Genomic DNA, 21129 nt, shown 5'->3' with positions numbered 1-21129 from the left:
ACCGACAGTACGGCCGATTCCGACACACGCGAAGCATCCCCATGTGCTTTCGTGTTCGCCCCCTCACCGTTGTTGACGGTGACTATCGAGGAGGCTCCTCATGACGGACACGAGTTGCACATCCATGCGGGTGGGCAGGGATTCTGGATCGGTCGGATGGCAGCGATCCTGGGCATGGATGTCCACCTCTGTGGGCCGTTCGGCGGCGAAGCGGGCCGCATCCTCGTCGACCTCATGACCCGCGAAAACGTGACCGTCCACCCTGTGGAGACCGCATGCGAGAACGGTTCGTACGTCCACGACCGCCGAGGCGGAGCACGCACCGTGGTGGTGGAAGTTCCTCCACCTGCTCTCACACGTCACGAGACGGATGACCTGTTCAGCACATCGCTTGCTACTGCACTGGCCGCCGATATCGCGATACTGGGCGGGCCACATTGCGATCACGCCGTTCCGACCGAGGTCTATCGGCGGTTGTGCGCCGATCTGACCGCGCTGGCGATTCCGGTCGTAGCGGATCTGTCGGGATCCGCCCTCACAGCCGCGCTGAGCGGTGGTGTCACGGTGCTCAAGGTCAGCCACGAAGATCTCATCGAAGACGGCAGAGCGCAGTCGGACGATATCGACGAGCTCGTCACCACCATGCACCGCCTGCACGAGGAAGGCGCGGAGACGGTGATCGTCTCCCGCGCGGGAGACCCTGCCATCGCGCTGTGCGAGGGCGAGGTGTGGGAGGTCGAGACGCCACCGGTCCAGATCGTCGACCATCACGGTGCCGGCGACTCCATGACCGCCGGATTCGCGGCAGCCTTCTCGACCGGAAAGTCCCTCCTCGAAGCATTGCGGCTGGGAGCCGCGGCCGGCGCTGTCAATGTGACCCGTCGAGGTCTGGCGACCGGGCACAGTTTGGCAGTCACGCGCATGACGGAGAAGATCCAGGTGCGCCGGATGCAAGGAGTACGGAATTGACTACTCCCCGCCCTGAAAAACGGGGATTCTCGGACTCACATCCGGGAGTTCCTGTTTCACCGGCGAGTGCGGACGGGAAAACCCGTGCCGTCTGACATCGCCTCCGCAGGCGTTTGGTGTCTCCGCGAGCCCGGCGACGACGAGGGTGTTCTGCGCGGCATTGACGTCCCGATTCGCCAACCGACGGTTGCGGACCATGTTGCGCGGGGCAAGGTCTTCGACGGCGATGGTGCCGAACCGTGCCACGAGATCCGTGCTGGTCTTGTGGAGGAAGTCACGGCGGGCATCGCGGACACGGGAGTGCGTGCGTGCCACCCTCGAGCGTTGCTTGGCGCGGTTGTTCGAGCCCTTCTGCATCCGCGCCAGACGCTTCTGGTGGCGGCGCAGGCCGCGTTCGTGCCGGGCCATGTGCCTCGGATTCCCGATCTTCTCCCCGGTCGACAGGACCGCGAAGTCCTTGATCCCGAGGTCCACACCGACCGACTCGCCAGTATCCGGCAACAAAGCGGGATCGGTCGTGTCGACGGCGAACGTCACGAACCACCACCCGTCCGCCTCGCGGGAGACAACCACCATCGTCGGGTCGAGCCTGGCAAGGTCGATGCCGGGCCAGGACCACGCCACCTTCATCGGCGCGGTGGTCTTCGCCAGCCACAGCCCGTCCGGTTTGATGCGGAACGCCGAGCGAGTGTAATGCGCGGACTGGCGAGAATGCCGGTTCTTGAACCGTGGGTACTCGGCGGTGCCCTTGAAGAACGACTGGAACGCGGTGTGCTGGTGGCGCAGCGTCTGCTGAAGCGGCACCGAGGACACCTCGCCGAGGAACGCAAGCTCCTCGGTTTTCTTCCACTCGGACAGTGCGGCGTCGATGTCCTTGTACGCGGTCCTCATCTCCTCATGACAACAGAAGGGTCCGACATGTCGAACGCCATTCCTGCCCGCCGTGAACGACGGGGCATCCAGGCGAGGTCCCGGTGAAAGCGCTCATCGTCAACGACGACGGCATCGACAGTCCCGGCCTCGCGTCGCTGGCACGGGTTGCAGTCGACGCCGGGCTCGACGTGAGCGTGGCTGCGCCACACCTCGAGCACAGTGGCGCAAGTGCCTCGTTGTCCGCGCTCCAGGAAGACGGCACGTTGTCGATGTCGCGGCGCACGTTTCCTGACCTCCCGGAACTCGAGGTCTTCTCTGTCGAGTGCTCCCCCGCGCTGATTTCATTCCTCGCCGCGGAAGGCGTATTCGGCCGGCCGCCGGACATCGTGCTTTCAGGCATCAATCTCGGCCCCAACACCGGCCATGCCATCCTGCACTCGGGCACGGTGGGCGCCGCGCTGACCGCCGCGAGTCACGGAGCTCGCGCTGTCGCACTGTCGTTGAACGGAACAGCGCCATCCCTCTGGGACACAGCGGAATCGGTCGCTTCTCGTGCAGTGCGCTGGGCGGCCGTGCATGCTCCTCCGGGGCAGGTACTCAATGTGAATATTCCGGATATTTCTCTCACAGAACTGCGTGGACTACGGACTGCTCCCCTTGCGGAATTCGGAGCCGTGCAAGCAGAAATCGGCGAAATGGAGGAGGACGGTCTCGAGACCCGCAGTGTACCGGTGACCTTCCGGAGCGTCGTCATCGACGAAACCAGAGAGAGCGACGCCGCACTGCTGCATCATGGCTGGGCCACCGCGACGATGTTGACGATGCCGTTCGAAGTTTCCGGGATCGATCTCAGTGCGTTGACCTTCTCGACATGATCCGGTCGCGGGTCACCGCGGCACCTTACCGCTCCATGCGCAGCGCGTTGCTCAGCGAGGCTTCGGTGAACCAGATGAGGTTGTAATCCTTGTCTTTCGTGCCGGTGATCGTGCCGGTCTCCGACCCGACTGCCATCCCCGCTATCGAGGGCGCTGGAGCGGCTCCCCTGCGGAGCCTTCCTCGGCATCACCGGCAAGACCGGTCTCGAGGAAGACCACGTGGTGACCGATCGCCACAGCATGATCGCAGAACCGCTCGTAGAAGCGGCCGAGCAGCGTCACGTCCACTGCTTCCATGACGCCGTGTTCCCAGCGGTCGGAAGTGATGCGCTCGAACAGGGCACGGTGCAACGCATCCATCTCGCTATCCGCCCGCTCGAGCGCTGCGGCCCGCACCGGATCTCGCTGCGCCAGCACACGATGGGTCTCGCCGGCAACCGCGACAGCGACCCGGCCCATGTCGGCGAGGATGCCATGTGCCTCCGAGGGGACCACGTGCGCGGGATGACGTCGGAGGACGGCCTCCGCAACGTGGGTCGTCAACGCGCCCATTCGTTCGAGGTCCGCGGCGATGTGCATGCCGCCGATCATCAGCCGCAGATCGGACGCGACCGGAGCCTGCAACGCGAGCAGGGCGAAGGCGGTCTGCTCCCATTGCCGGGCGGCGGAGTCACATTCCTCCTGGGTCGCGATCACCTGCTCCGCGAGGTGAGTGTCTGCCGACATCAACGCGCGCGACGCATCCGCCATCATCGATTCCACACCGGTACACATCGCCGCCAGATCCGCGGCGAGACGATCGACATTCTCAGCGAAGCGACTGCGCACTGACCCACCCTCCTATGACATCGGACGCCACGGCGACTCCGGATCGGTAGGCCGTGCGTGAGCCCGGCAGGTCCTCCGATGTCGAAACACCCCGAGCCGCACCTGGACCGGTTACCCCGTTCATGCCGGACCGAACCGTCCGGCTGCACCGGATGGACTCTGTTCCTCGCCGTGAGTGAACTCTGTCCGCTCTGCGTTCATCCGAAGAAAAATCGGGTACGCGCGGATGCATGGAACTCATTGCTATTGCCGCCCTCGTCGCAATGGTGGCGTTCGTAGTGGCTCGCCGCAAGATCAACAGACGACGGTAGCACCGTCCACTCACGTACCCGCAGCCTGCTCGCCTGACGACCCCCGAGCGCTTTCGCCGGAACTCTGAAATGGACTCCCAGTGTCGAGGTCCGGTTTTCACATCGATCGGTGTGGGTAGACGAGAGTGATCGCGCGTTCCGCGGTACGCCGAGCGCGTACACCTATCGGTCCGCAGGCCGATACACGGTCAGCAAGCCGATACGCACTGGTTCAGTGCATCGATCATCGAGGCGTCCGATGAGCAACAGCGATCCCGCCTTCGCGGCTCGGTCACGGGTACAGGGCTACGCGTTCGCCGTTGCCCTGGTCTTCGTGATGATCGGTGCGCTCGGATTCGTTCCCGGACTGACGTCCAACTACAGCACGATCATGCGTGTGGGCGCCGACTCGCAGGCCCATCTGCTCGGTCTGTTCCAAGTTTCCGCTGTGCACAACGTCGTGCACCTCGTGTTCGGCGCAGTCGGTCTGCTGGCGGCCCGCCGACTGACCTGGTCCCGCATCTACCTCCTCCTGGGAGGAGGCGTCTATCTGGGTCTGGTCGCGTACGGGATCATCATCGAACACCACAGCGCCACAAATGTTCTGCCCGTGAACAACGCCGACAATTGGCTGCACGGCGCCCTCGGCGCCGTTATGGTGCTCTTGGCGGTCTACCCCGGAGGTCGCACTCGGCCCCTCCTGCCTGGGAGTGTGCCCCGCAGGAGGTGGCCTCGTCCCCGACGGCGGTAACAGACCGGGTCAGGCCTTCTTCTGCGCGCTGCTCCGCGCGGGGTTCGCCTGTTGCCCCGACTTCGGGTCCTTCTCCGATTTCTTCTCGGAGACACCGCTGACGATCCGGTCACCGAGCGGCTTGTCGATGTTGCGCCAGTATTCGAACGCCCGCTCGAGAACATGTTCGGTGACACCATTGAGAAGATGTCCGACTACGTTGTCCACCAACCGATCCCGGGCCTCATCGTCGAGAACTTCCCGAACCATCGTTCCGGCCTGGCCCCAGTCGTCGTCCTCGCTGTGCAGTGCGTAGGGTGCGCGCACCATGTCGCCCGCGCTCTGCCAGGTGGCAGTCTCTCCGACCTGTGACGGGTCCGCGTGGGGTCCGCCCTTGGAATTCGGAACGTAGACCGGATCACCGGGGTTGTGGTGCCGCATGTTTCCGTCCTTCGAATAGGACCGGACGGGGACATGCGGTTTGTTGACCGGCAGTTCCTTGTAGTTGGCGCCGATACGATACCGATGGGCATCGGGATACGAGAACAACCGACCGAGGAGCATCTTGTCCGGACTCGGGCCGATGCCGGGAACGAGGTTGCTCGGCTCGAACGCGGCCTGCTCGATCTCGCAGTGGTAATCGGTGGGATTGCGATCGAGCGTCATCGTGCCGACCGGGATCAATGGGTAGTCACCGTGTGGCCACACCTTCGTCAGGTCGAACGGGTTGAAGCGGTAGTTGTCCGCATCCTCGAACGGCATGATCTGCATGTTCAAGGTCCAACTCGGGTACTCGCCCGCTTCGATGTGTTCCCACAGGTCACGCGTGTGATAGTCCGTGTCCATCGATGCCATCTGGTCGGCCTCGTGCTGGGTGAAGAACTCGATTCCCTGGTCGGTCTTGAAGTGGTACTTCACCCAGAATTTCTTGCCCTCGGCGTTCACCCACATGTAGGTGTGGCTCGAATAGCCGTTCATATGGCGCCACGTGCGCGGAATACCGCGGTCACCCATGAGCCAGGTGACCTGGTGCGCCGACTCAGGAGAGAGCGTCCAGAAGTCCCATTGCATGTCGTGGTCGCGCAGATTGTTGTCGGCGCGGCGCTTCTGGGACCGGATGAAGTCCTGAAACTTCATGGGGTCACGCATGAAGAAGATCGGGGTGTTGTTGCCGACCATGTCGTAGTTGCCCTGGTCGGTGTAGAACTTGATCGCGAAACCGCGCGGGTCGCGCCACGTGTCGGGGCTCCCGCGTTCCCCCGCAACGGACGAGAACCTGATCAACAGGTCCGTCTTCTTACCGGGCTGGAACAGATCTGCCTTCGTGTAGGCGGAGACGTCCTCGGTGACCTCGAATCGCCCGTAGGCACCGCCACCTTTCGCGTGGGGTTGTCGCTCCGCGACGCGCTCGCGGTTGAACTGGGCCATCTTCTCGATCAGGTAGTGGTCCTGGAGCAGGACGGGTCCATCGGTACCGATGGTGAGCGAATGCTCGTCACTCGTAACCGGAATACCGGCGTCGTCGGTCGTGAAGTTCGGATCCGTCATCGTGGCCTCCTTCAGCAGACAGTGTCTGACAACGGGTACCCATGCGCGCCACGGCCAAACGACCACCGGGCCACGGTCAAATGATGTCCGGATGTGCCGGCTCGTCGGCCCCTCCGTCGGCCCGCGTGAAGAACGATACGCGTCCATTGGTCTCGAGGACAGCGAGTTCGATCTCGTCGAACCGGCGGATACCTTTCTGACGTGCACTGCTCATCAGGTCGTCGAGCGACATCCGTTCGGTACGCAGTCGGTGCAGGTCGGGGACTCCGTCGCGGACGACGATGACCGGAACTCCGTGCGTGACACCCCGCATGCGGGGGAAACGGGAATTGATCCAGGTCAACCCCATGGTGAGCAGAGCGAACACTCCGATCGCCAGTACTGCCGCAGTGACGGAGTAGTCCTGCTGCGTGACCCCTTGCTGGATGAGGTCACCCATCGCGATGTAGAGGATCAGCTGGAAGGTACTCAGCTCACCGACCGTCGACCGACCGACGATCCGGGTGATCACCCAAAGGAACAGGAAGAGAACAGCCGCTCGGATGACGATTTCCATCAGGGCGCCACCCAGGTCATGAAATCCACAGTGACCACATCGATTCCGTTCTCGTATACGGATACCGAGCCCGATGCTCCGGTCTGGCTCGACGGCTGGATATACGCGTCGAAACTGAGAGTGAGGGTATCGCCGGGCGGTGGGTCGAGGGTCATGTAGGTGCGGGCGGCGTCAGAGGTTTCCGCCGACGGCTCGGGCGTCCAACCTTGACTCTCGAACATATCGAAATAGTCGGAGTCCACGGCGATCACCACCGGCTCCGTGAACCCGCCGGGCTTCCGGACCGTCAGATTCCAAGGGACGTCCAGTCCGGGTCGCGCGATCCGCGGATATTCGAGGTGAAGTTCGTATTCACCGCCGGATGCGTGGGTGGTCGCGCTGTACACACCTAATCGGCCGGTGAGACCGACCAGGACGATCACGGCAAGGAGCACGACCGCACCTCGTCGAATCCAGGCGACAGTCGGCGAACGTGCAAAAGTCCCGACATCGTCCAGTACCGAGTCGGGGATTCGGTCGGCAGTGCCCACCGTCCGAATCTCCCACGATCAGGACGCACGCGCCGGGATTCGTGCGAAATGCCGACTCGGGTTTCACGGTGAAGCCGCCGGGTAACCGTGGAGGTGACCGACGAGGAGGACTGTCATGCCGAAGAAGGGCTCTGATCCGCATCTGAAGGATCAGGAGTTGTACGAGGAACTGCGCGACGAAGGTGACTCGAAGGAGAAGGCCGCACGTATCTCCAATGCCGCGGCGAACGAAGGACGCTCGTCGGTCGGACACAAGGGCGGCAAGGCCACCGATTATGAGGAACGGACGGTGCCCGAGTTGAAGGAACGGGCCAAGGAAATCGGTGTCACCGGATACTCGAAGATGACGAAGGACGAACTCATCGACGCTCTGAGGAATCACTGACGGAGGGGGGCCGACGGGGACCGTTCCGGAATGCACACGTCCTGATGAAATCTTGGGTTCGGTCCTGTGCGCCGCGGGTACGCAACATTCATGAACACACGACACACCACCATGATCGCGGCGGTGTCACTGGCCGCTCTCGTCGCCTCCGGTTGCAGCGACGACGAAGCGACTACCGACGACGCCACCGTCGAAACACCGCCTCTCACCACTGCCGAAACGACCACCGACGACATACCCACCCCGGCGCCCGGGATGGCCGGCGCCTTCCAGGTACCCGGGGAGCCCGTCGGTGACGACGACAATGCCTTCACCTACGACGAAGCCGCCGTGCCAGTGGGCTCGGTGGTGACGGTCGACTCCGAGGACCAGGACGGCCGCACGACGATCACCCTCGATGCGACGGGTCTGGCACCGGGCCGCGACTTCGGTGTGCACGTGCACACGCTGCCGTGCGGGCCGCAACCATCGGACTCCGGGCCTCACTACCAGAACGACCTCGACCCCGCAGCCACCCCGGACGCACCGTCGACGGACCCGGCCTACGCGAACCCACAGAACGAGATCTGGCTCGACGTCACGACCGACGAGACCGGTGCTGCCCAAGCATCGACGACCGTCGACTGGGAGTTCCGCGAGGATGAGGCCAACTCTGTGGTGCTCCACGCACAGCACACCATGACAGGACCGGGTGAAGCCGGAATGGCAGGTGAGCGCCTGGCGTGCATCGACACCGATTTCTAGAAATCGTAGTTCCACCGGCGATGCCGACGAGGGCATCGACTGAAGCCGGCGCATCTCGATCCTGCGTTCGATCCCTGCGTCGGCACAGGTCAACGTATGTTCCACGCGAACAAGGTCGAATCCTCGGTCAGTTCTCGTTATGCGGGAGAAATTCCTGCGCCTTGGTCTTGACACCGGTCTTGATGAACCCCCAGGCATCCTCGTCCCCGTGCAGGACCGCAGACGTGGCCGACTTGAACTGTTCCCAGGTCGCGTGCGGCGGGATCGGCGGCATGTTCGGGTCGGTGTGCACGTCCAGCACGGTGGGCCGATCCGCTGCGAGCGCCTTGTCCCACGCGCCGGCGAGTTGGCCGGGTTCGGTGACCGTTTCGGCGCGCAAGCCGAGACGTTCCGCGAACGCGGCGTAGTCGACATCCGGAATCGTTTGCGAAGGCACGAATTTGGGTGAACCGGACATCGCTCGCATCTCCCAGGTCACCTGGTTCAGGTCGTTGTTGTGCAGAATCGCGACGATGAGCCGGGGATCATCCCATTCCTGCCAATAGTGCTCGATAGTGATCAGTTCGGCGAGCCCGTTCATCTGCATCGCGCCGTCGCCGGCGAACGCGATCACGGGGCGATCCGGGTGAGCGAACTTCGCTCCGATTACGTAGGGGACGCCGGGCCCCATGGTCGCCAATGTCCCCGAGAGGGAGCCTCGCATCCGACCGCGGAACCGCAATTGGCGCGCGTACCAGTTGGCCGCCGAGCCTGAATCTGCGGTGACGATCGCGTCATCGGGTAGCCGAGGCGACAGTTCGGCGAACAACCGCAGCGGGTTGACGGGATCGGCGTCCACGTGCGCTTGCATCTCCATGGTCTCCCACCAACGCGCCACGTTCGCCTCGATCTCCTCCCGCCAGGATCGGTCCTCCTTCCGGGACAAATGCGGAATCAACGCCTGCAGGGCTGTTTTCGCATCTGCGACCAGATTGACCTCGTTCGGATAGCGCATCCCGATCATGTGACCGTCGATGTCGATCTGTACACCGCGGGCCTGGTCGTATTCGGGTAGGAACTGGGCGTAGGGGAAGGACGAGCCGATGGTCAGAAGGGTGTCGCAACCGGCCATCATCTCGTAGCTCGGGCGCGTGCCGAGCAGCCCGATCGCTCCGGTGACCCACCCCAGTTCATCGGAGAGCACATCCTTGCCCAACAGCGCTTTGGCTGCACCGGCGCCGAGCAGATCGGCGACGTGTGCGATCTCTTCATGCGCGCCGCGCGCACCCTGCCCTACCAGGAGAGCGACCTTGCTGCCGGAGTTGAGGATCTCCGCGGCCCGCACCACCGCGGCGTCGTCGGGGGCGAGCGTCGGGATATCGAAACCCACACTCGAGGGCACCATCTTGAACTCGTGCGTCGGTGGGGAGTAGTCGAGTTCCTGCACGTCCGCCGGAATGATGAGCGCGGTGGGAGCGTGCCGGGTCATCGCTGTCCGGATGGCCCGGTCGAGGGCGTTGGGCAATTGCTCGGGGACCGTGACCACTTGTACGTAATCGCTGGCGACATCCTTGTACAGGCTGAGCAGGTCCACCTCCTGCTGGTACGAGCCGCCCATGGCGGAGCGGTCGGTCTGCCCGACGATTGCGACCACGGGTACGTGGTCGAGTTTGGCGTCGTAGAGGCCGTTGAGAAGATGGATCGCGCCGGGTCCGGAGGTGGCGATACACACCCCGAGTCGTCCCGAGAATTTCGCGTACCCGACGGCTTCGAACGCACACATCTCCTCGTGCCGAGCCTGAACGAATCGCGGACTGTTCCCAGCCCGCTCCCAGGCGGCGAGAATGCCGTTGATCCCGTCTCCTGCGTATCCGAATACGTGCTCGACTCCCCACGTACGCAAACGTTCGAGCAGGTAGTCTGCGACATTCTGACCGGCCATCGAATCCTCCTCAGCGCATGAGACGCGTGCGCGAGATTGTCAGCGGAACACAGCACATGCAGCGACTGCACTCTCCAGCTACCCGGCTTACAGTGACCGAAACAGGATCGGACGAACAATCGCCATTGTCGAGTGTTTCGAACCTTCGATCCGAGGTACTCGCGACCCATGACGGGATTGTTCTCGACACTGGAATCCGCGACAGCACTCGATCGACCGTCGACGGCCGTCCGAGATGTTGTCCGACGTATTACCGCAGGCGTACCGGGTGACCTGTTGCGCGGTGACGTGGCTCCGGGCCATCCACTGCACCCCGCGCTGGTTGCGATCCCGATCGGTGCCTGGTCGTGTGCGCCGCTGTTCGACTTCGTCTTCCGCAAACCGGAGACCGCCCGGCAGCTGATCGGGGTCGGGTTGGTCGCAGCTCTGCCGTCCGCGCTCACCGGCTGGGCCGACTTCGCCGAATGCGACACACAGCAACGACGGGTCGGGCTGGTCCACGCTGCGGTCAACGGAACCGGCATCGCCCTGATGGGTCTGTCCTACCTGGGACGACGGCGAGGCACCCGTCCCGCTGCGGTAGCAGCGAGCACGGTCGCAACCGCACTGATCGGTTTCGGCGGCACCCTCGGCGGACACCTGGCGTTCGCGATGGGTGCGCGGGTGGAGGGCAACCGAAATCGGGTGCCGTCGGCCGGGTCGGCGTTCGATCCCGTGCTTGCGTGACTCCTCCTGCGGCCTCCACCCGAACGTCAAGGAGTGAAGACGATCTTCACCGCGCCGTCCTGCTTTCGCTGGAAGATGTCGTACGCATGCGGGGCGTCCGACAACGGCAGCCGGTGTGTCGCGAACGTATCCACCCCGAGGGGATCGTCGTCCGTGAGAAGCGGCAGGATCTCGGGCACCCACCGCAGCACGTTGGCCTGGCCCATACGCAGCCGTATCTGCTTGTCGAACAGGGTCAGCATCGGCAACGGGTCGCTCATTCCGCCATACACGCCGCTCAAGGAGATTGTGCCTCCGCGCCGCACTATGTCGATCGCTGAATACAAGGCGCTCAGCCGATCGATTCCCGCCTTCTCCATCAAGCGCTTCGCAAGCGCTGAGGGCAGGAAACCGGTGGCGGTCTGAGCGAGTTCGGCAACGGGCGAGCCGTGTGCTTCCATACCGACGGCGTCGATCACCGAATCGGTGCCGCGCCCGTCGGTGCGCTCGCGGATGATGTCGGCGAGATCGGAGCCGGCGTCCTCGAGATCGATGACCTCCATTCCTCGCGCCGAGGCCCGCGCGAGTCGCTCCGGAACCAGGTCGACCGCGATGACCCGCGCTCCACGATGGCCGGCGATGCGGCCGGCCATGTCGCCGATCGGGCCGAGCCCGAGAACCGTGACCGTGCCCCCGTCCGGGATCTCGGCGTATTCGACCGCTTGCCACGCGGTCGGGAGGACGTCCGACAGGTACACGAATCGTTCGTCGGCGGGCCCCTGCGGGACCTTGATGTGGGTGGAATCTGCATGGGGAACACGCAGATACTGGGCCTGTCCGCCGGGCACACTGCCGTACAGCTGCGAGTATCCGAACAGCGCAGCGCCGCTTCCCTGCTCACGTACCTGGGTGGTCTCGCACTGGGTCTGCAGTCCACGATCACACATAAAGCACTGTCCACACGAGATCTGGAACGGGATGACCACGCGGTCGCCGCGGGTGAGGTTCGTGACGGCAGACCCCACTTCCTCGACGATGCCCATGGGTTCGTGGCCGAGGATGTCCCCGGGCGTCATGAAGGCACCGAGGACTTCGTACAAGTGCAGATCCGAGCCGCACAGATTGGTGGTGGTGACCTTGATGACAGCGTCGGTCGGCGCTTCGATTCGTGGGTCGGGGACGGTGTCGACACTGATCCTACGTCGCCCCTGCCATGTCACAGCTTTCATTGCTTCCTCCACTCGTCGAGACGTGCACATCGGCGTACCCGCCGTCTCGATAGGCAAACGGGTCTCCGCAGGCGAACGGAGTGGGCAGCAGAACGCACCGCGGCATGAAATCACCCGTGACGGGTATGCGGGGGTCAGCGTCACTCCGAAGAAGGGTTGATCATCATGAGCACAGCACACAGTGGACGTCTGTCGGGCCGAACCATTGCCATCCTTGCAACCGATGGTGTCGAAGAGGTGGAGCTCGTCGAGCCCCGGCGTGCGGTGGAGCAGGAGGGTGCCACCGTGCGGTTGCTGTCGCTGGAGAGCGGAGAGATCCAGGCGATGCAGCAGGACGTGCATGCCGCGGGCAAATACTCGGTCGACCAGGTAGTGGCAGACGCATCTGTGGATGACTACGACGGTCTTCTCCTGCCGGGTGGGACAACCAATCCCGACCATCTCCGTCAGGACGAGAAGGCCGTCGCATTCGTCAGAGAATTCGTCACGTCGGGACGGCCCGTCGGCGTCATCTGTCACGGACCGTGGACGCTCGTCGAAGCCGACGTCGTGCGCGATCGGACCCTGACCTCGTATCCGAGCGTCCGCACCGACATCCGGAATGCCGGTGGCACGGTGGTGGACAAGGAAGTGGTCATCGACCAGAACCTGGTCTCGAGCCGCAACCCGGACGACCTACCCGCGTTCTGTTCGGCAGTGGTCGACGTGTTCGCGGACACGCGGCGAGCGGAGTGAATGCGAGCGGCTGGAGCAGGAAGGATGCAAGGAGCAGGGCCGCGCGATTTCGTCGTGGTGGCGAACCGTCTTCCCATCGATCTCGTCGAGCAGCCCGACAACGGACCCGCGAGATGGCAGCGCAGTCCCGGTGGGCTCGTCACAGCCCTCGAACCCGTTCTCCGATCCGTGGACGGCTCGTGGGTGGGGTGGACCGGCACCGCTGGTGCCGCCCTCGATCCGTTCGTCGAGGACGGACTGACCCTTCACCCGGTGCAATTGGATGAACACGAGGTCGCCGAATACTACGAAGGCTTCGCCAACTCGACAATCTGGCCGCTCTACCACGACGCGGTCGTGGCACCTACCTTCCGGCGGGAGTGGTGGCACGCCTACCAACAGGTAAACCGCCGCTTCGCGGAAGCGGCATCTCTGGCCGCCGCGCCGGGTGCCACCGTATGGGTCCACGACTACCAACTCCAACTCGTACCGCAAATGCTCCGCGAGTTGCGACCGGACGTCAGAATAGGATTCTTCCTGCACATTCCGTTCCCACCGCCGGAACTGTTTCTGCAGCTGCCGTGGCGAAGGGCGACCATCGAGGGTCTGCTCGGCGCCGATCTCGTCGGGTTCCACCTTCCGGGTGGCGCCGAGAACTTCCGGTACCTCGCCCGACGACTCCTCGGCTTGCCCAGTACGCATCGAGCCGAGGGTGGCCTGATCGAGTTCGGCACTCGGCGTGTGCGTGTGGGCGCCTACCCGATCTCCGTCGACGCAGTTCGCCTGCGCGACTCTTCCGCCGAGGCGAGCACCGTATTACGCGCCGAGCAGATCAGGGCCGAGCTGGGTGACCCCGAGGTCTTCCTGCTCGGCGTGGATCGGCTCGACTACACCAAGGGCATCGAGCTGCGTATCGAAGCGCTTCGGGAGTTGTTCCAGGAGGGAGTACTCGATCCCGACAAGACCGTGATGGTACAGCTCGCGACCCCCAGCCGCGAGCGCCTCGCAGCCTATGCCTCGTTGCGGGACGTCGTCGAACGAGTAGTGGGCCGAATCAACGGCGAGTTCGGTCGCCTGCGCGGACCTGTCGTGCACTACCTGCATCGTCCGGTCGCACGCGACGAGCTCGTCGCGATGTACACCGGCGCCGACGTCATGCTCGTGACACCGTTGCGCGACGGAATGAACCTGGTCGCGAAAGAGTACGTGGCCTGCCACGGCGACGGCACGGGCGCGCTTGTTCTCAGTGAATTTGCCGGGGCCGCCGCAGAATTGCGTCGCGCACTGCTGGTGAATCCACACGATCTCGAGGCCGTGAAGAACGCGATACTCAGCGCCGTCCGATTCGGCGATCCGGGCTTGACCCGACGGATGCGTTCGATGCACGACCAGGTCATGACGCACGACATCGACCGGTGGACACGCAGTTTCCTCGACGATCTGCGCACAGCGTAGTCCGTGCATGCCGCGTCGTTCGAGCCACAGCCCTTCCGGTGAACCCACGTGTCGGGGAGTGGCGCATAATCCGACCTATGAAGGATCGTGCCACTTGCCCCGACGCGGCTGCCGCCGCCCACCACCTCGAGGGCAACCCGTCGCCGCATGTCGGAAGTTTCCGCTATCTGCTTGCCGACGACACGTGGGAGTGGTCCGACGCAGTGGCGGCCATGCACGGCTACGCGCCGGGCACGGTACAACCCACCACCGCTTTGCTGCTGCAACACAAGCACCCGGACGACAAGAAGAAACTCGCAGAACTGCTCGAAGCGGTCCGCACCACGGGAGAACCGTTCAGCAGTAGACATCGCATCATCGATACCGCCGGCAACATCAAGAGTGTGGCGGTGATCGGCGACCGCCTGGTCGACGAAAACGGGGCGGTGCTGGGCACAAGCGGGTTCTATCTCGACCTGTCCGAAGCAATCGAGAGGGACATCCGGGAAGGCGTGGACGAAGCCGTTTCCGCTCTCACCGGAGCACGCGCCGTGATCGAACAGGCCAAAGGCATCCTGATAGCGGTCTACGCGATTTCCGCACAACACGCCTTCGAGATCCTCACCTGGCGTTCCCAGGAGTCCAACGTCAAGGTGCGGGCGCTCTCGGAACAACTCGTCGCAGAGACCACAGCCGGTGCCGGCGCCCAACCTGTCTCGCGCAGGGAATTCGACCACCTGCTGATGACCCTGCACGAGCGAGTGCCCGAGGCCTGATCCAGGCCTCGGGCCGCCCGACATCGAATGCGGTGGCTACTGCTGTGAACGCTGACGTGCTTCGTCCACTTCGGCTTCACTGCGAGCCTTCTCGGCCTCGGCTTCCTTCTTCGCAACTTCCCGCTGGCTCTCGGCCTTGTCCTGTTGGGCACGCCCCTCGCGGGTGAGGTCGTCGTTTCCGACCAACGCTCCCGCGGCTTCCTTGGCCTTACCCTTCACCCCTTCGACGGCACCCTTGATGCCTTCGCTGGGGCCGCTCTTCTCATCTGTCATTCCGACAATCCCTTCTCTGTGGGTTCACATGTTTCGGGCGGGTCGCCCGTCCACCTCTTCGACAGAGGCTCGGTGTGCTGTTCCTCAGAGCAGCAGACCGATGGCCACAGCCACGAAGATCAGAACGATCACCACGACTGCGCCGATCGTCATCCACCCGGTGGGAGGGAATCTGAAACTCGTACGCGGCTCCGGCGCAGACAGACCCGAGGTACCCGATGACTCGGGCGGTGTCGATCCAGGGCGCACCCCACCACCGGCATCCAGATCCGGTGTCCTGTCAGGACTCGGATCGGTGTTGCCGTGAGGCTCCGGATCAGAGACGCTCATGTGCCCTCCTCGGGTCGTTTCCGCATCGTGTCGGTCGAATACCCGAACTCGGCGACCGCAACACTCCTATCGGGCGGACCTGTACCGGATGCCCATTCGCCCGCCGTCGAAACCCGATCGGCCGGGACGATTCCCGGCCCGCTCCGAATCTGCCTCGCGAACCGCACGTTTGCCCCGCGAGCCGCACGTTTGCCCCGCGAGCCGCACGTTTGCGCAGCCACGAGGCGGGGCACCCGATAGGCACGGCAGTTCACACGAAAGGAGCTTCGGCATGCCCACGTGCGATACATGCGGAAACGACTACGACAAGACCTTCACCGTCACTCGCGAGAGCATCACAGGCACATACGACAGTTTCGAGTGCGCAGTCGATGCGATGGCACCGGAGTGCGCCCACTGCCACTGCAGGATTCTCGGTCACGGTGTCGAGGCGAACGGCGTGATGTTCTGCTGTGCCCACTGCGCGCGTCAAGTCGGCCAAGACCAGCTCACCGATCGTGTCGAGAGCTGACCACCAGCCATGACCCAAGATGTGGAGAAACGCTGGCGCGACCCCAAGGCGTTCCGTAGCGCCGTCCGGTATGCAGCAATCGTTATTGCGATCGCACTGCTGATCATGGCCGGGGTGATCGTGTGGTCGGCAACGTCCGGTGACAGTTGTGCGGACGCAGAGTTCGCCGTCTGCACCGATCCCGCCCGCCAGATTCTCATGTTCGGACCAGTGCTCGTATTCCTCCTGGGAGGACTCGGGGCGTTCATCCGCACCTATCTGGTGTGGAAAGAGGGTGGCCGGTGGCCTATCTGGCACGGAACCGGCTGGGCCCTCTTCGTTCTGATGGTGATGTACGCCGGTATTTCGGCGACGGCCGCGACGTAGTCCGTTTCTCCGAAGAAGCCGCTGCTCGTTACCCAGGAAGGAAGCCGATGCACATCGCGATGGTGTCCGAAGGCGCGAGTCCGCTGGGCGCTCTCGGTGATTGCCACGCCGGTGCACGGAGCGTGCACATCGCTGAGCTCTCCGCAGCCCTCACTCGTGCAGGCCACCGCGTTGTCGTCTACACACGTTGCGACGGCCCCGACCTTCCCGAACGAGTGCGCACCGCGGCGAATTACGAGGTGGTGCACGTCCCGGCCGGCCCGCCCGAGCAACTGCCGGAGGATGAACTGCTCACCTTCACAGGAGTGTTCGGCTCCTTCCTCCGCAGCGAATGGTCACGCGAACGCCCGGACATCGCACACGCCCATTTCTGGATGTCGGGAATCGCGACCCAATTGGCAGCACGACAGCTGGGAATTCCGACTGTGCAGACCTTCCATACGTTGGGAGCGGTCGAGCGTCGACATCAGAGCTCGACGGATGCCACCCGATCGGACCGGATCCGCCTGGAGGAGCTCGTCGCCCGCGGCGCCACCAGGGTGGTAGCAGCCTGCACCGACGAAGTGTCCGAGCTCGCTCGCATGGGCCTACCTCGCGCTCGCACATCGGTCGTGCCCTGCGGCGTCGATGTGAACCGGTTCGAACCTGTGGGCCCCACACTCCTCCCCCGGCGAGCGAAGTATCGCATCGTTGCCATCGGAAAGCTCGTTCCTCGAATGGGTTTCGATGTCACGGTCGAAGCCCTGAGCGCACTTCCCGACACCGAACTCGTGGTGGCCGGGGGCCCACCGGACGGCGGAACGTCCGACGGTCCGGAAGCATCACGGCTCGCCGACGTCGCACGGCGGTGCGGCGTATACGACCGAGTACGGATGCCCGGCAGGATCGCCCACTCGCAGGTGCCCGCTCTGTTGCGATCAGCAGATATCGTCGTGAGCAACCCCTGGTACGAGCCGTTCGGCGTCGTCCCTCTCGAGGCCATGGCGTGTGGACGACCGGTGATCGCATCCGCGGTGGGCGGCGTGCTCGACATCGTGGTCGACGGCGTTACCGGCGATCTCGTACCACCTCGATCCCCCGAAGCCCTCGCGAAGGCAGCACGGCAGCTGCTCGGCGATCCGACTACACGCGACACCTACGGGATCGCGGGACGCGACCGCGCCGTCGCACGATACTCGTGGGATCGTGCCGCTGCGGACACCATCCGCGCGTACGAGCGGTGCATCCCGCTGCCACGCGAGGAAGCCCCCAGTCGAGTGAGAACGAGTCGAGTGAGAACGCAATGATCCGCTCTCGTTCTGCAACACCGACACTGCTGCCGCATAGCGTGAACATCGACGCAAATGCCGTTGCCGTGCAAGCATTCATCTTGCACGGCAACGGCTTCGCGACATACTGACCACTACAGTCTGCCGCGTCCTTCGAATGGCATCACGCCGCGTGGCTCAGCGATCGCATCGCACTCTCCAAGGAGAAGTGCTTGGGAATGCGCTGTTCGGGGTCTGCAACGCGCAATAGTCGCTCGACCGGTCTTCCGCAGACGAGCGCCCACCGTGCACTGCTCTGGCGACTCACCTCATCGAGCTCGTCGAACACTGTCAGACCCGGCGTCCCGAAGAATCCTACTTCGGACAGGTCGAGGATCACCCGTGGCGAAGACCGCAGCTGCCGACAGGAATACTCACTGAGCGCAGCGGCGTTACGGAGGTCGATCTCTCCGTTGGCTCCGACACGAACCAAACCCGAGCTGATCTGCTGCGCGCAGAATTGTGCGCCGCCGACCCAGCGGGTCGCGGCACCGTGCGGGCCGGCACGCAGGGGTAGGGCCCGTACGGCAAGGCTCTCTGTAGCAGTCATTGCACTTCCCAACATCTGAGAATTTGAAAGGCGCTACAGGCGCGGCAACGGCGGCACAAGATCGCCCACCGGAATACCGCCCATCCAGCGGCACCTTCGACTTCCAGGCTGTGTGCTCAACCGACTTCAACACTAGTGCAGACCCGACGGCTGCTCAACCGGATGGAGACATCTCCGTCCGCAAGCAATGGAGATATCTCCGTCCGCAAGCAAAGGTGAGTACGAAGGGACCGATGGGTTGAAACCTCTCCGACTGGGTAGTCTCCCCCTGGAAACAGGAAGCAGGACATTCAGCACCGCTACACGCAGTCACGGAGAACAGGCACTCATGGCGAATTCCGCGTCGGTAGATTCGGCACACGAAGATGCTCCCCCCACAGTCGAGCTGAGGGTCAGGGCCGATGCCGACCAGCTTTCGGTGCTGCGCGCGGTCGCCGCAGCGATCGCGTTGCAGCACGACTTCGATCTCGACACCGTCGAGGACATCAAACTCGCAGTCGACGAGGCAGCAACCCGGCTGATCGTGAATTCCACAGATCTGTCCACGCTTCTGTGTAGCTTCCAAGTCTCCCCATCGGGAGTGAAGATCAGCTTGACGGCACCCACGCGCACGGATGCTCCCACCCGGCAGCCCCGCTCGTTCGGGTGGCATGTGCTCAATTCGCTCACCGATTCGGTGTCGGTGTCGTCGGGCTTCGACGACCACGGCGGCACTGTGAGCACCATCGACCTTGTGATCTCCGAAGGTAGCGCCGCTCGGTGAAAGAGAACAACAGGAGGACGAACGACGAGTACGCCGACGTCTTCGACGATCTGAAAAGGATCGCTGTTCTCGACGAAAAGGATGCGGAACGCTCCGTGATCCGCGAGCACGTCGTCGAACGTTGTCTCCCTCTCGCGGAACACATCGCGCGTCGCTTCGACGGGCGCGGCGAGGCGTTCGAAGACCTGGTCCAGGTCGCGCGTCTCGGGTTGGTCAACGCGGTCGACAGATTCGATCCGGAGCGCGGGGCCGACTTCGTCTCGTTCGCGGTACCCACCATCATGGGTGAGGTGCGCCGGCACTTCCGCGACACCGCGTGGGCGGTGCGGGTTCCCCGTCGTATGAAGGAACTGCACCTGTCGTTGAGCCATGCAACGGCCGACCTGTCGCAGCGTCTCGGGCGCGCGCCCTCGGCGAGCGAGCTCGCGCAGGAACTGGGTATCGACCAGGAAGAAGTGCTGCAGGGATTGGTCGCGGGGAATGCCTACACCACGATTTCCGTGGATCGGTCGTCGCCACAGACCGACGACGGACTGACCCTGGCCGAGACACTGGGCGAATACGACGCGGCCCTCGACGAGGTCGAGAACAATGAGGCACTGCGTCCGTTGCTCGAGGCTCTACCGGAACGCGAACGTTCCATCGTCCTGTTGCGGTTCTTCGGCAACATGACCCAGACGCAGATCGCCGAGCGGGTCGGGGTGTCGCAGATGCACGTCTCGCGCCTGCTGGCGAAGACTCTTGCGCAGCTGCGGGAACAGCTCGGCGACAACTTCTGACCCGATCCCGTTCCCTCGGTTCCGGTTCAGAAGGTCGCGGCGTCGATGACGAATCGGTACCTCACGTCGCTCGCCACCACGCGCTCGTAGGCCTCGTTGATGCGATCGGCGGAGATCAGCTCGATCTCTGCGGCGATGCCGTTCGCTGCGCAGAAGTCGAGCATCTCCTGGGTCGACGCAATCCCGCCGACGTTCGATCCCGCTATCGCCCGGTCGTTGTTGCCGAGCGAGAACGCTCGCAGGGACAGCGGATTCTCGGGCAACCCCAGCTCGACCAGGACACCCTGCAATGACAGCAATGACAGGTACCGGTCCAGGTCGAGGTTGACCGACACGGTGTTGAGGATCAGGTCGAACTTGCCGCGAAGTTCCCTGAAGGTCTCCTGGTCAGTGGTCGCGCGGTAATCGACGGCGCCGAAGCGCAGGCCGTCCTCCTTCTTCGCCAAGGAATGACCGAGCACGGTCACCTCCGCGCCGAGTGCAGCGGCGATCTTGACGCCGACGTGGCCGAGCCCGCCCATTCCGATGATCGCGACCCGGGTTCCGGGGCCGGCCTTCCAACGCTTCAACGGCGAGTACAAGGTGATGCCTGCGCACAGCAAGGGTGTCGCCGCGGCAGGATCGAGCCCGCCGGGAATCTTCAGCACGAAGTGTTCGGTGACGACGATGTGCGTCGAATAGCCGCCCTGGGTGACCTGGCCGTCACTGCCGACGGCGTTGTACGTCGCGGTGACCCTGTTGACGCAGTGCTGTTCGAATCCGGCACCACACGGACCGCACTCACCGCATGAATCGACGAAACATCCCACACCGACCCGGTCGCCGACGACGTGCTTCGTGACGTCGGTGCCGATGGCGGTGACGCGTCCGACGATCTCGTGACCGGGAACGACCGGGTATTTCGTACCGCCCCACTCATTGCGGGCCACGTGGATGTCCGAGTGGCAGATACCCGCGAATTCGATCTCGATCAGCACGTCGCGCGGACCCAATGGGCGGCGCTCGATCGTGGTCTTCTTGACGTCCTCCCGGCCGTGAACAACCCGAGATTCCTACCAGCGCCCGCTCGGCGCTTTCGGTGGGTTCCTGTTTCACAGGGACATACCTTCCGCTAGGCGGCAGGATTTACAGTCCCTCCGCAGG

The 21129-nt window shown here is 63.9% G+C and carries 25 protein-coding genes; 14 read left to right on the top strand and 11 right to left on the bottom strand.

The window, feature by feature from the left end:
• Window positions 1–78 precede the first annotated feature (78 nt).
• Window positions 79–969, top strand: a complete 891-nt coding sequence (locus tag Q7514_RS17465) for a 1-phosphofructokinase family hexose kinase (protein ID WP_330134558.1) — start codon at window positions 79–81, stop codon at window positions 967–969.
• Here Q7514_RS17465 and Q7514_RS17460 read toward each other — a convergent pair whose 3' ends face one another.
• Complete coding sequence (locus Q7514_RS17460; RefSeq protein ID WP_330134557.1) at window positions 970–1860, bottom strand: RNA-guided endonuclease InsQ/TnpB family protein; 891 nt, start codon at window positions 1858–1860, stop codon at window positions 970–972.
• A gap of 83 nt (window positions 1861–1943) precedes the next feature.
• On the opposite strand from Q7514_RS17460, the gene surE reads away from it, so the two are divergent.
• Window positions 1944–2717: a 5'/3'-nucleotidase SurE gene (gene surE, locus Q7514_RS17455; protein ID WP_330134556.1), complete on the top strand. Its 774-nt coding sequence runs from the start codon at window positions 1944–1946 to the stop codon at window positions 2715–2717.
• Window positions 2718–2858: 141 nt separating this feature from the next.
• On the opposite strand, the gene phoU is transcribed toward surE, so the two are convergent.
• Window positions 2859–3545, bottom strand: a complete 687-nt coding sequence (gene phoU, locus Q7514_RS17450; RefSeq protein ID WP_330134555.1) for a phosphate signaling complex protein PhoU — start codon at window positions 3543–3545, stop codon at window positions 2859–2861.
• A gap of 549 nt (window positions 3546–4094) precedes the next feature.
• On the opposite strand from phoU, the gene Q7514_RS17445 reads away from it, so the two are divergent.
• Window positions 4095–4586: a DUF4383 domain-containing protein gene (locus Q7514_RS17445; RefSeq protein WP_330134554.1), complete on the top strand. Its 492-nt coding sequence runs from the start codon at window positions 4095–4097 to the stop codon at window positions 4584–4586.
• A gap of 9 nt (window positions 4587–4595) precedes the next feature.
• Here Q7514_RS17445 and Q7514_RS17440 read toward each other — a convergent pair whose 3' ends face one another.
• The 3 genes from Q7514_RS17440 to Q7514_RS17430 all read right to left on the bottom strand — a co-directional run bounded on the left by Q7514_RS17440 (window position 4596) and on the right by Q7514_RS17430 (window position 7199).
• Window positions 4596–6113, bottom strand: coding sequence for a catalase (locus tag Q7514_RS17440; protein ID WP_330134553.1), 1518 nt, complete (start codon window positions 6111–6113; stop codon window positions 4596–4598).
• Window positions 6114–6189: 76 nt separating this feature from the next.
• Complete coding sequence (locus Q7514_RS17435; protein ID WP_330134552.1) at window positions 6190–6669, bottom strand: DUF421 domain-containing protein; 480 nt, start codon at window positions 6667–6669, stop codon at window positions 6190–6192.
• Window positions 6669–7199: a hypothetical protein gene (locus Q7514_RS17430; protein ID WP_330134551.1), complete on the bottom strand. Its 531-nt coding sequence runs from the start codon at window positions 7197–7199 to the stop codon at window positions 6669–6671. The genes Q7514_RS17435 and Q7514_RS17430 overlap by 1 nt, the downstream gene beginning before the upstream one ends.
• 115 nt (window positions 7200–7314) lie before the next feature.
• Between Q7514_RS17430 and Q7514_RS17425 the strand changes: the two genes are divergently transcribed.
• On the top strand, window positions 7315–7584 hold the full coding sequence (locus Q7514_RS17425) for a DUF7218 family protein (protein ID WP_132471793.1): 270 nt from the start codon (window positions 7315–7317) through the stop codon (window positions 7582–7584).
• 90 nt (window positions 7585–7674) lie between these two features.
• Window positions 7675–8328 (top strand): superoxide dismutase family protein, encoded by a 654-nt coding sequence (locus tag Q7514_RS17420; protein WP_330134550.1) that lies wholly within the window; start codon window positions 7675–7677, stop codon window positions 8326–8328.
• Between the two features lie 127 nt (window positions 8329–8455).
• Here the strand turns inward: Q7514_RS17420 and Q7514_RS17415 are convergent, their stop codons facing one another.
• Window positions 8456–10249, bottom strand: a complete 1794-nt coding sequence (locus Q7514_RS17415; RefSeq protein ID WP_330134549.1) for a thiamine pyrophosphate-requiring protein — start codon at window positions 10247–10249, stop codon at window positions 8456–8458.
• 168 nt (window positions 10250–10417) lie between these two features.
• Between Q7514_RS17415 and Q7514_RS17410 the strand changes: the two genes are divergently transcribed.
• Complete coding sequence (locus tag Q7514_RS17410; RefSeq protein WP_330134548.1) at window positions 10418–10975, top strand: DUF2231 domain-containing protein; 558 nt, start codon at window positions 10418–10420, stop codon at window positions 10973–10975.
• 26 nt (window positions 10976–11001) lie between these two features.
• Here Q7514_RS17410 and Q7514_RS17405 read toward each other — a convergent pair whose 3' ends face one another.
• The gene (locus tag Q7514_RS17405) at window positions 11002–12183 is read right to left on the bottom strand and encodes a zinc-dependent alcohol dehydrogenase (RefSeq protein WP_330134547.1); all 1182 of its coding nucleotides are present in this window, start codon (window positions 12181–12183) and stop codon (window positions 11002–11004) included.
• A 165-nt stretch (window positions 12184–12348) separates the two neighbouring features.
• Between Q7514_RS17405 and Q7514_RS17400 the strand changes: the two genes are divergently transcribed.
• From Q7514_RS17400 to Q7514_RS17390, 3 genes are all read left to right on the top strand, one after another.
• The gene (locus Q7514_RS17400; RefSeq protein WP_330134546.1) at window positions 12349–12918 is read left to right on the top strand and encodes a type 1 glutamine amidotransferase domain-containing protein; all 570 of its coding nucleotides are present in this window, start codon (window positions 12349–12351) and stop codon (window positions 12916–12918) included.
• A gap of 24 nt (window positions 12919–12942) precedes the next feature.
• Window positions 12943–14352 carry an alpha,alpha-trehalose-phosphate synthase (UDP-forming) gene (locus Q7514_RS17395; protein ID WP_330134545.1) on the top strand — a complete coding sequence of 470 codons (1410 nt, stop codon included), beginning with the start codon at window positions 12943–12945 and terminating at the stop codon, window positions 14350–14352.
• 77 nt (window positions 14353–14429) lie between these two features.
• Window positions 14430–15107: a PAS and ANTAR domain-containing protein gene (locus tag Q7514_RS17390; protein WP_330134544.1), complete on the top strand. Its 678-nt coding sequence runs from the start codon at window positions 14430–14432 to the stop codon at window positions 15105–15107.
• A 36-nt stretch (window positions 15108–15143) separates the two neighbouring features.
• Here Q7514_RS17390 and mbp1 read toward each other — a convergent pair whose 3' ends face one another.
• Together mbp1 and Q7514_RS17380 are read right to left on the bottom strand one after the other, a co-directional pair.
• A complete protein-coding gene (gene mbp1 / locus Q7514_RS17385) occupies window positions 15144–15380 on the bottom strand; it encodes a microaggregate-binding protein 1 (RefSeq protein WP_330134543.1) in 237 nt (78 codons plus the stop codon).
• Between the two features lie 84 nt (window positions 15381–15464).
• A complete protein-coding gene (locus Q7514_RS17380; protein ID WP_330134542.1) occupies window positions 15465–15710 on the bottom strand; it encodes a DUF6480 family protein in 246 nt (81 codons plus the stop codon).
• A 271-nt stretch (window positions 15711–15981) separates the two neighbouring features.
• Between Q7514_RS17380 and Q7514_RS17375 the strand changes: the two genes are divergently transcribed.
• Genes Q7514_RS17375 through Q7514_RS17365 form a run of 3 tightly spaced genes read left to right on the top strand, consistent with a single transcriptional unit; the run spans window position 15982 to window position 17873 of the window.
• On the top strand, window positions 15982–16221 hold the full coding sequence (locus Q7514_RS17375) for a hypothetical protein (RefSeq protein ID WP_330134541.1): 240 nt from the start codon (window positions 15982–15984) through the stop codon (window positions 16219–16221).
• A gap of 9 nt (window positions 16222–16230) precedes the next feature.
• A complete protein-coding gene (locus Q7514_RS17370; protein WP_330134540.1) occupies window positions 16231–16587 on the top strand; it encodes a hypothetical protein in 357 nt (118 codons plus the stop codon).
• Between the two features lie 47 nt (window positions 16588–16634).
• Complete coding sequence (locus tag Q7514_RS17365; protein ID WP_330134539.1) at window positions 16635–17873, top strand: glycosyltransferase; 1239 nt, start codon at window positions 16635–16637, stop codon at window positions 17871–17873.
• Window positions 17874–18018: 145 nt separating this feature from the next.
• Here the strand turns inward: Q7514_RS17365 and Q7514_RS17360 are convergent, their stop codons facing one another.
• A complete protein-coding gene (locus Q7514_RS17360) occupies window positions 18019–18444 on the bottom strand; it encodes an STAS domain-containing protein (protein ID WP_330134538.1) in 426 nt (141 codons plus the stop codon).
• A gap of 328 nt (window positions 18445–18772) precedes the next feature.
• Between Q7514_RS17360 and Q7514_RS17355 the strand changes: the two genes are divergently transcribed.
• Together Q7514_RS17355 and Q7514_RS17350 are read left to right on the top strand one after the other, a co-directional pair.
• A complete protein-coding gene (locus Q7514_RS17355) occupies window positions 18773–19207 on the top strand; it encodes an ATP-binding protein (protein ID WP_330134537.1) in 435 nt (144 codons plus the stop codon).
• Window positions 19204–19986, top strand: a complete 783-nt coding sequence (locus tag Q7514_RS17350; RefSeq protein ID WP_330134536.1) for a SigB/SigF/SigG family RNA polymerase sigma factor — start codon at window positions 19204–19206, stop codon at window positions 19984–19986. Before Q7514_RS17355 ends, Q7514_RS17350 begins: the two co-directional genes overlap by 4 nt.
• 26 nt (window positions 19987–20012) lie before the next feature.
• On the opposite strand, the gene Q7514_RS17345 is transcribed toward Q7514_RS17350, so the two are convergent.
• Entirely contained in the window at window positions 20013–20993 is a 981-nt protein-coding gene (locus Q7514_RS17345) for an NAD(P)-dependent alcohol dehydrogenase (RefSeq protein ID WP_330134743.1), read from the bottom strand.
• Window positions 20994–21129 lie beyond the last annotated feature (136 nt).

Origin of the sequence: Rhodococcus artemisiae (assembly GCF_036327795.1) — a bacterium.
In the GTDB taxonomy this organism is placed as follows: domain Bacteria; phylum Actinomycetota; class Actinomycetes; order Mycobacteriales; family Mycobacteriaceae; genus Rhodococcus; species Rhodococcus artemisiae.
The sequence above is the reverse complement of the archived record's forward strand: the minus strand, read 5'-3'. Positions and strand labels throughout refer to the sequence as shown.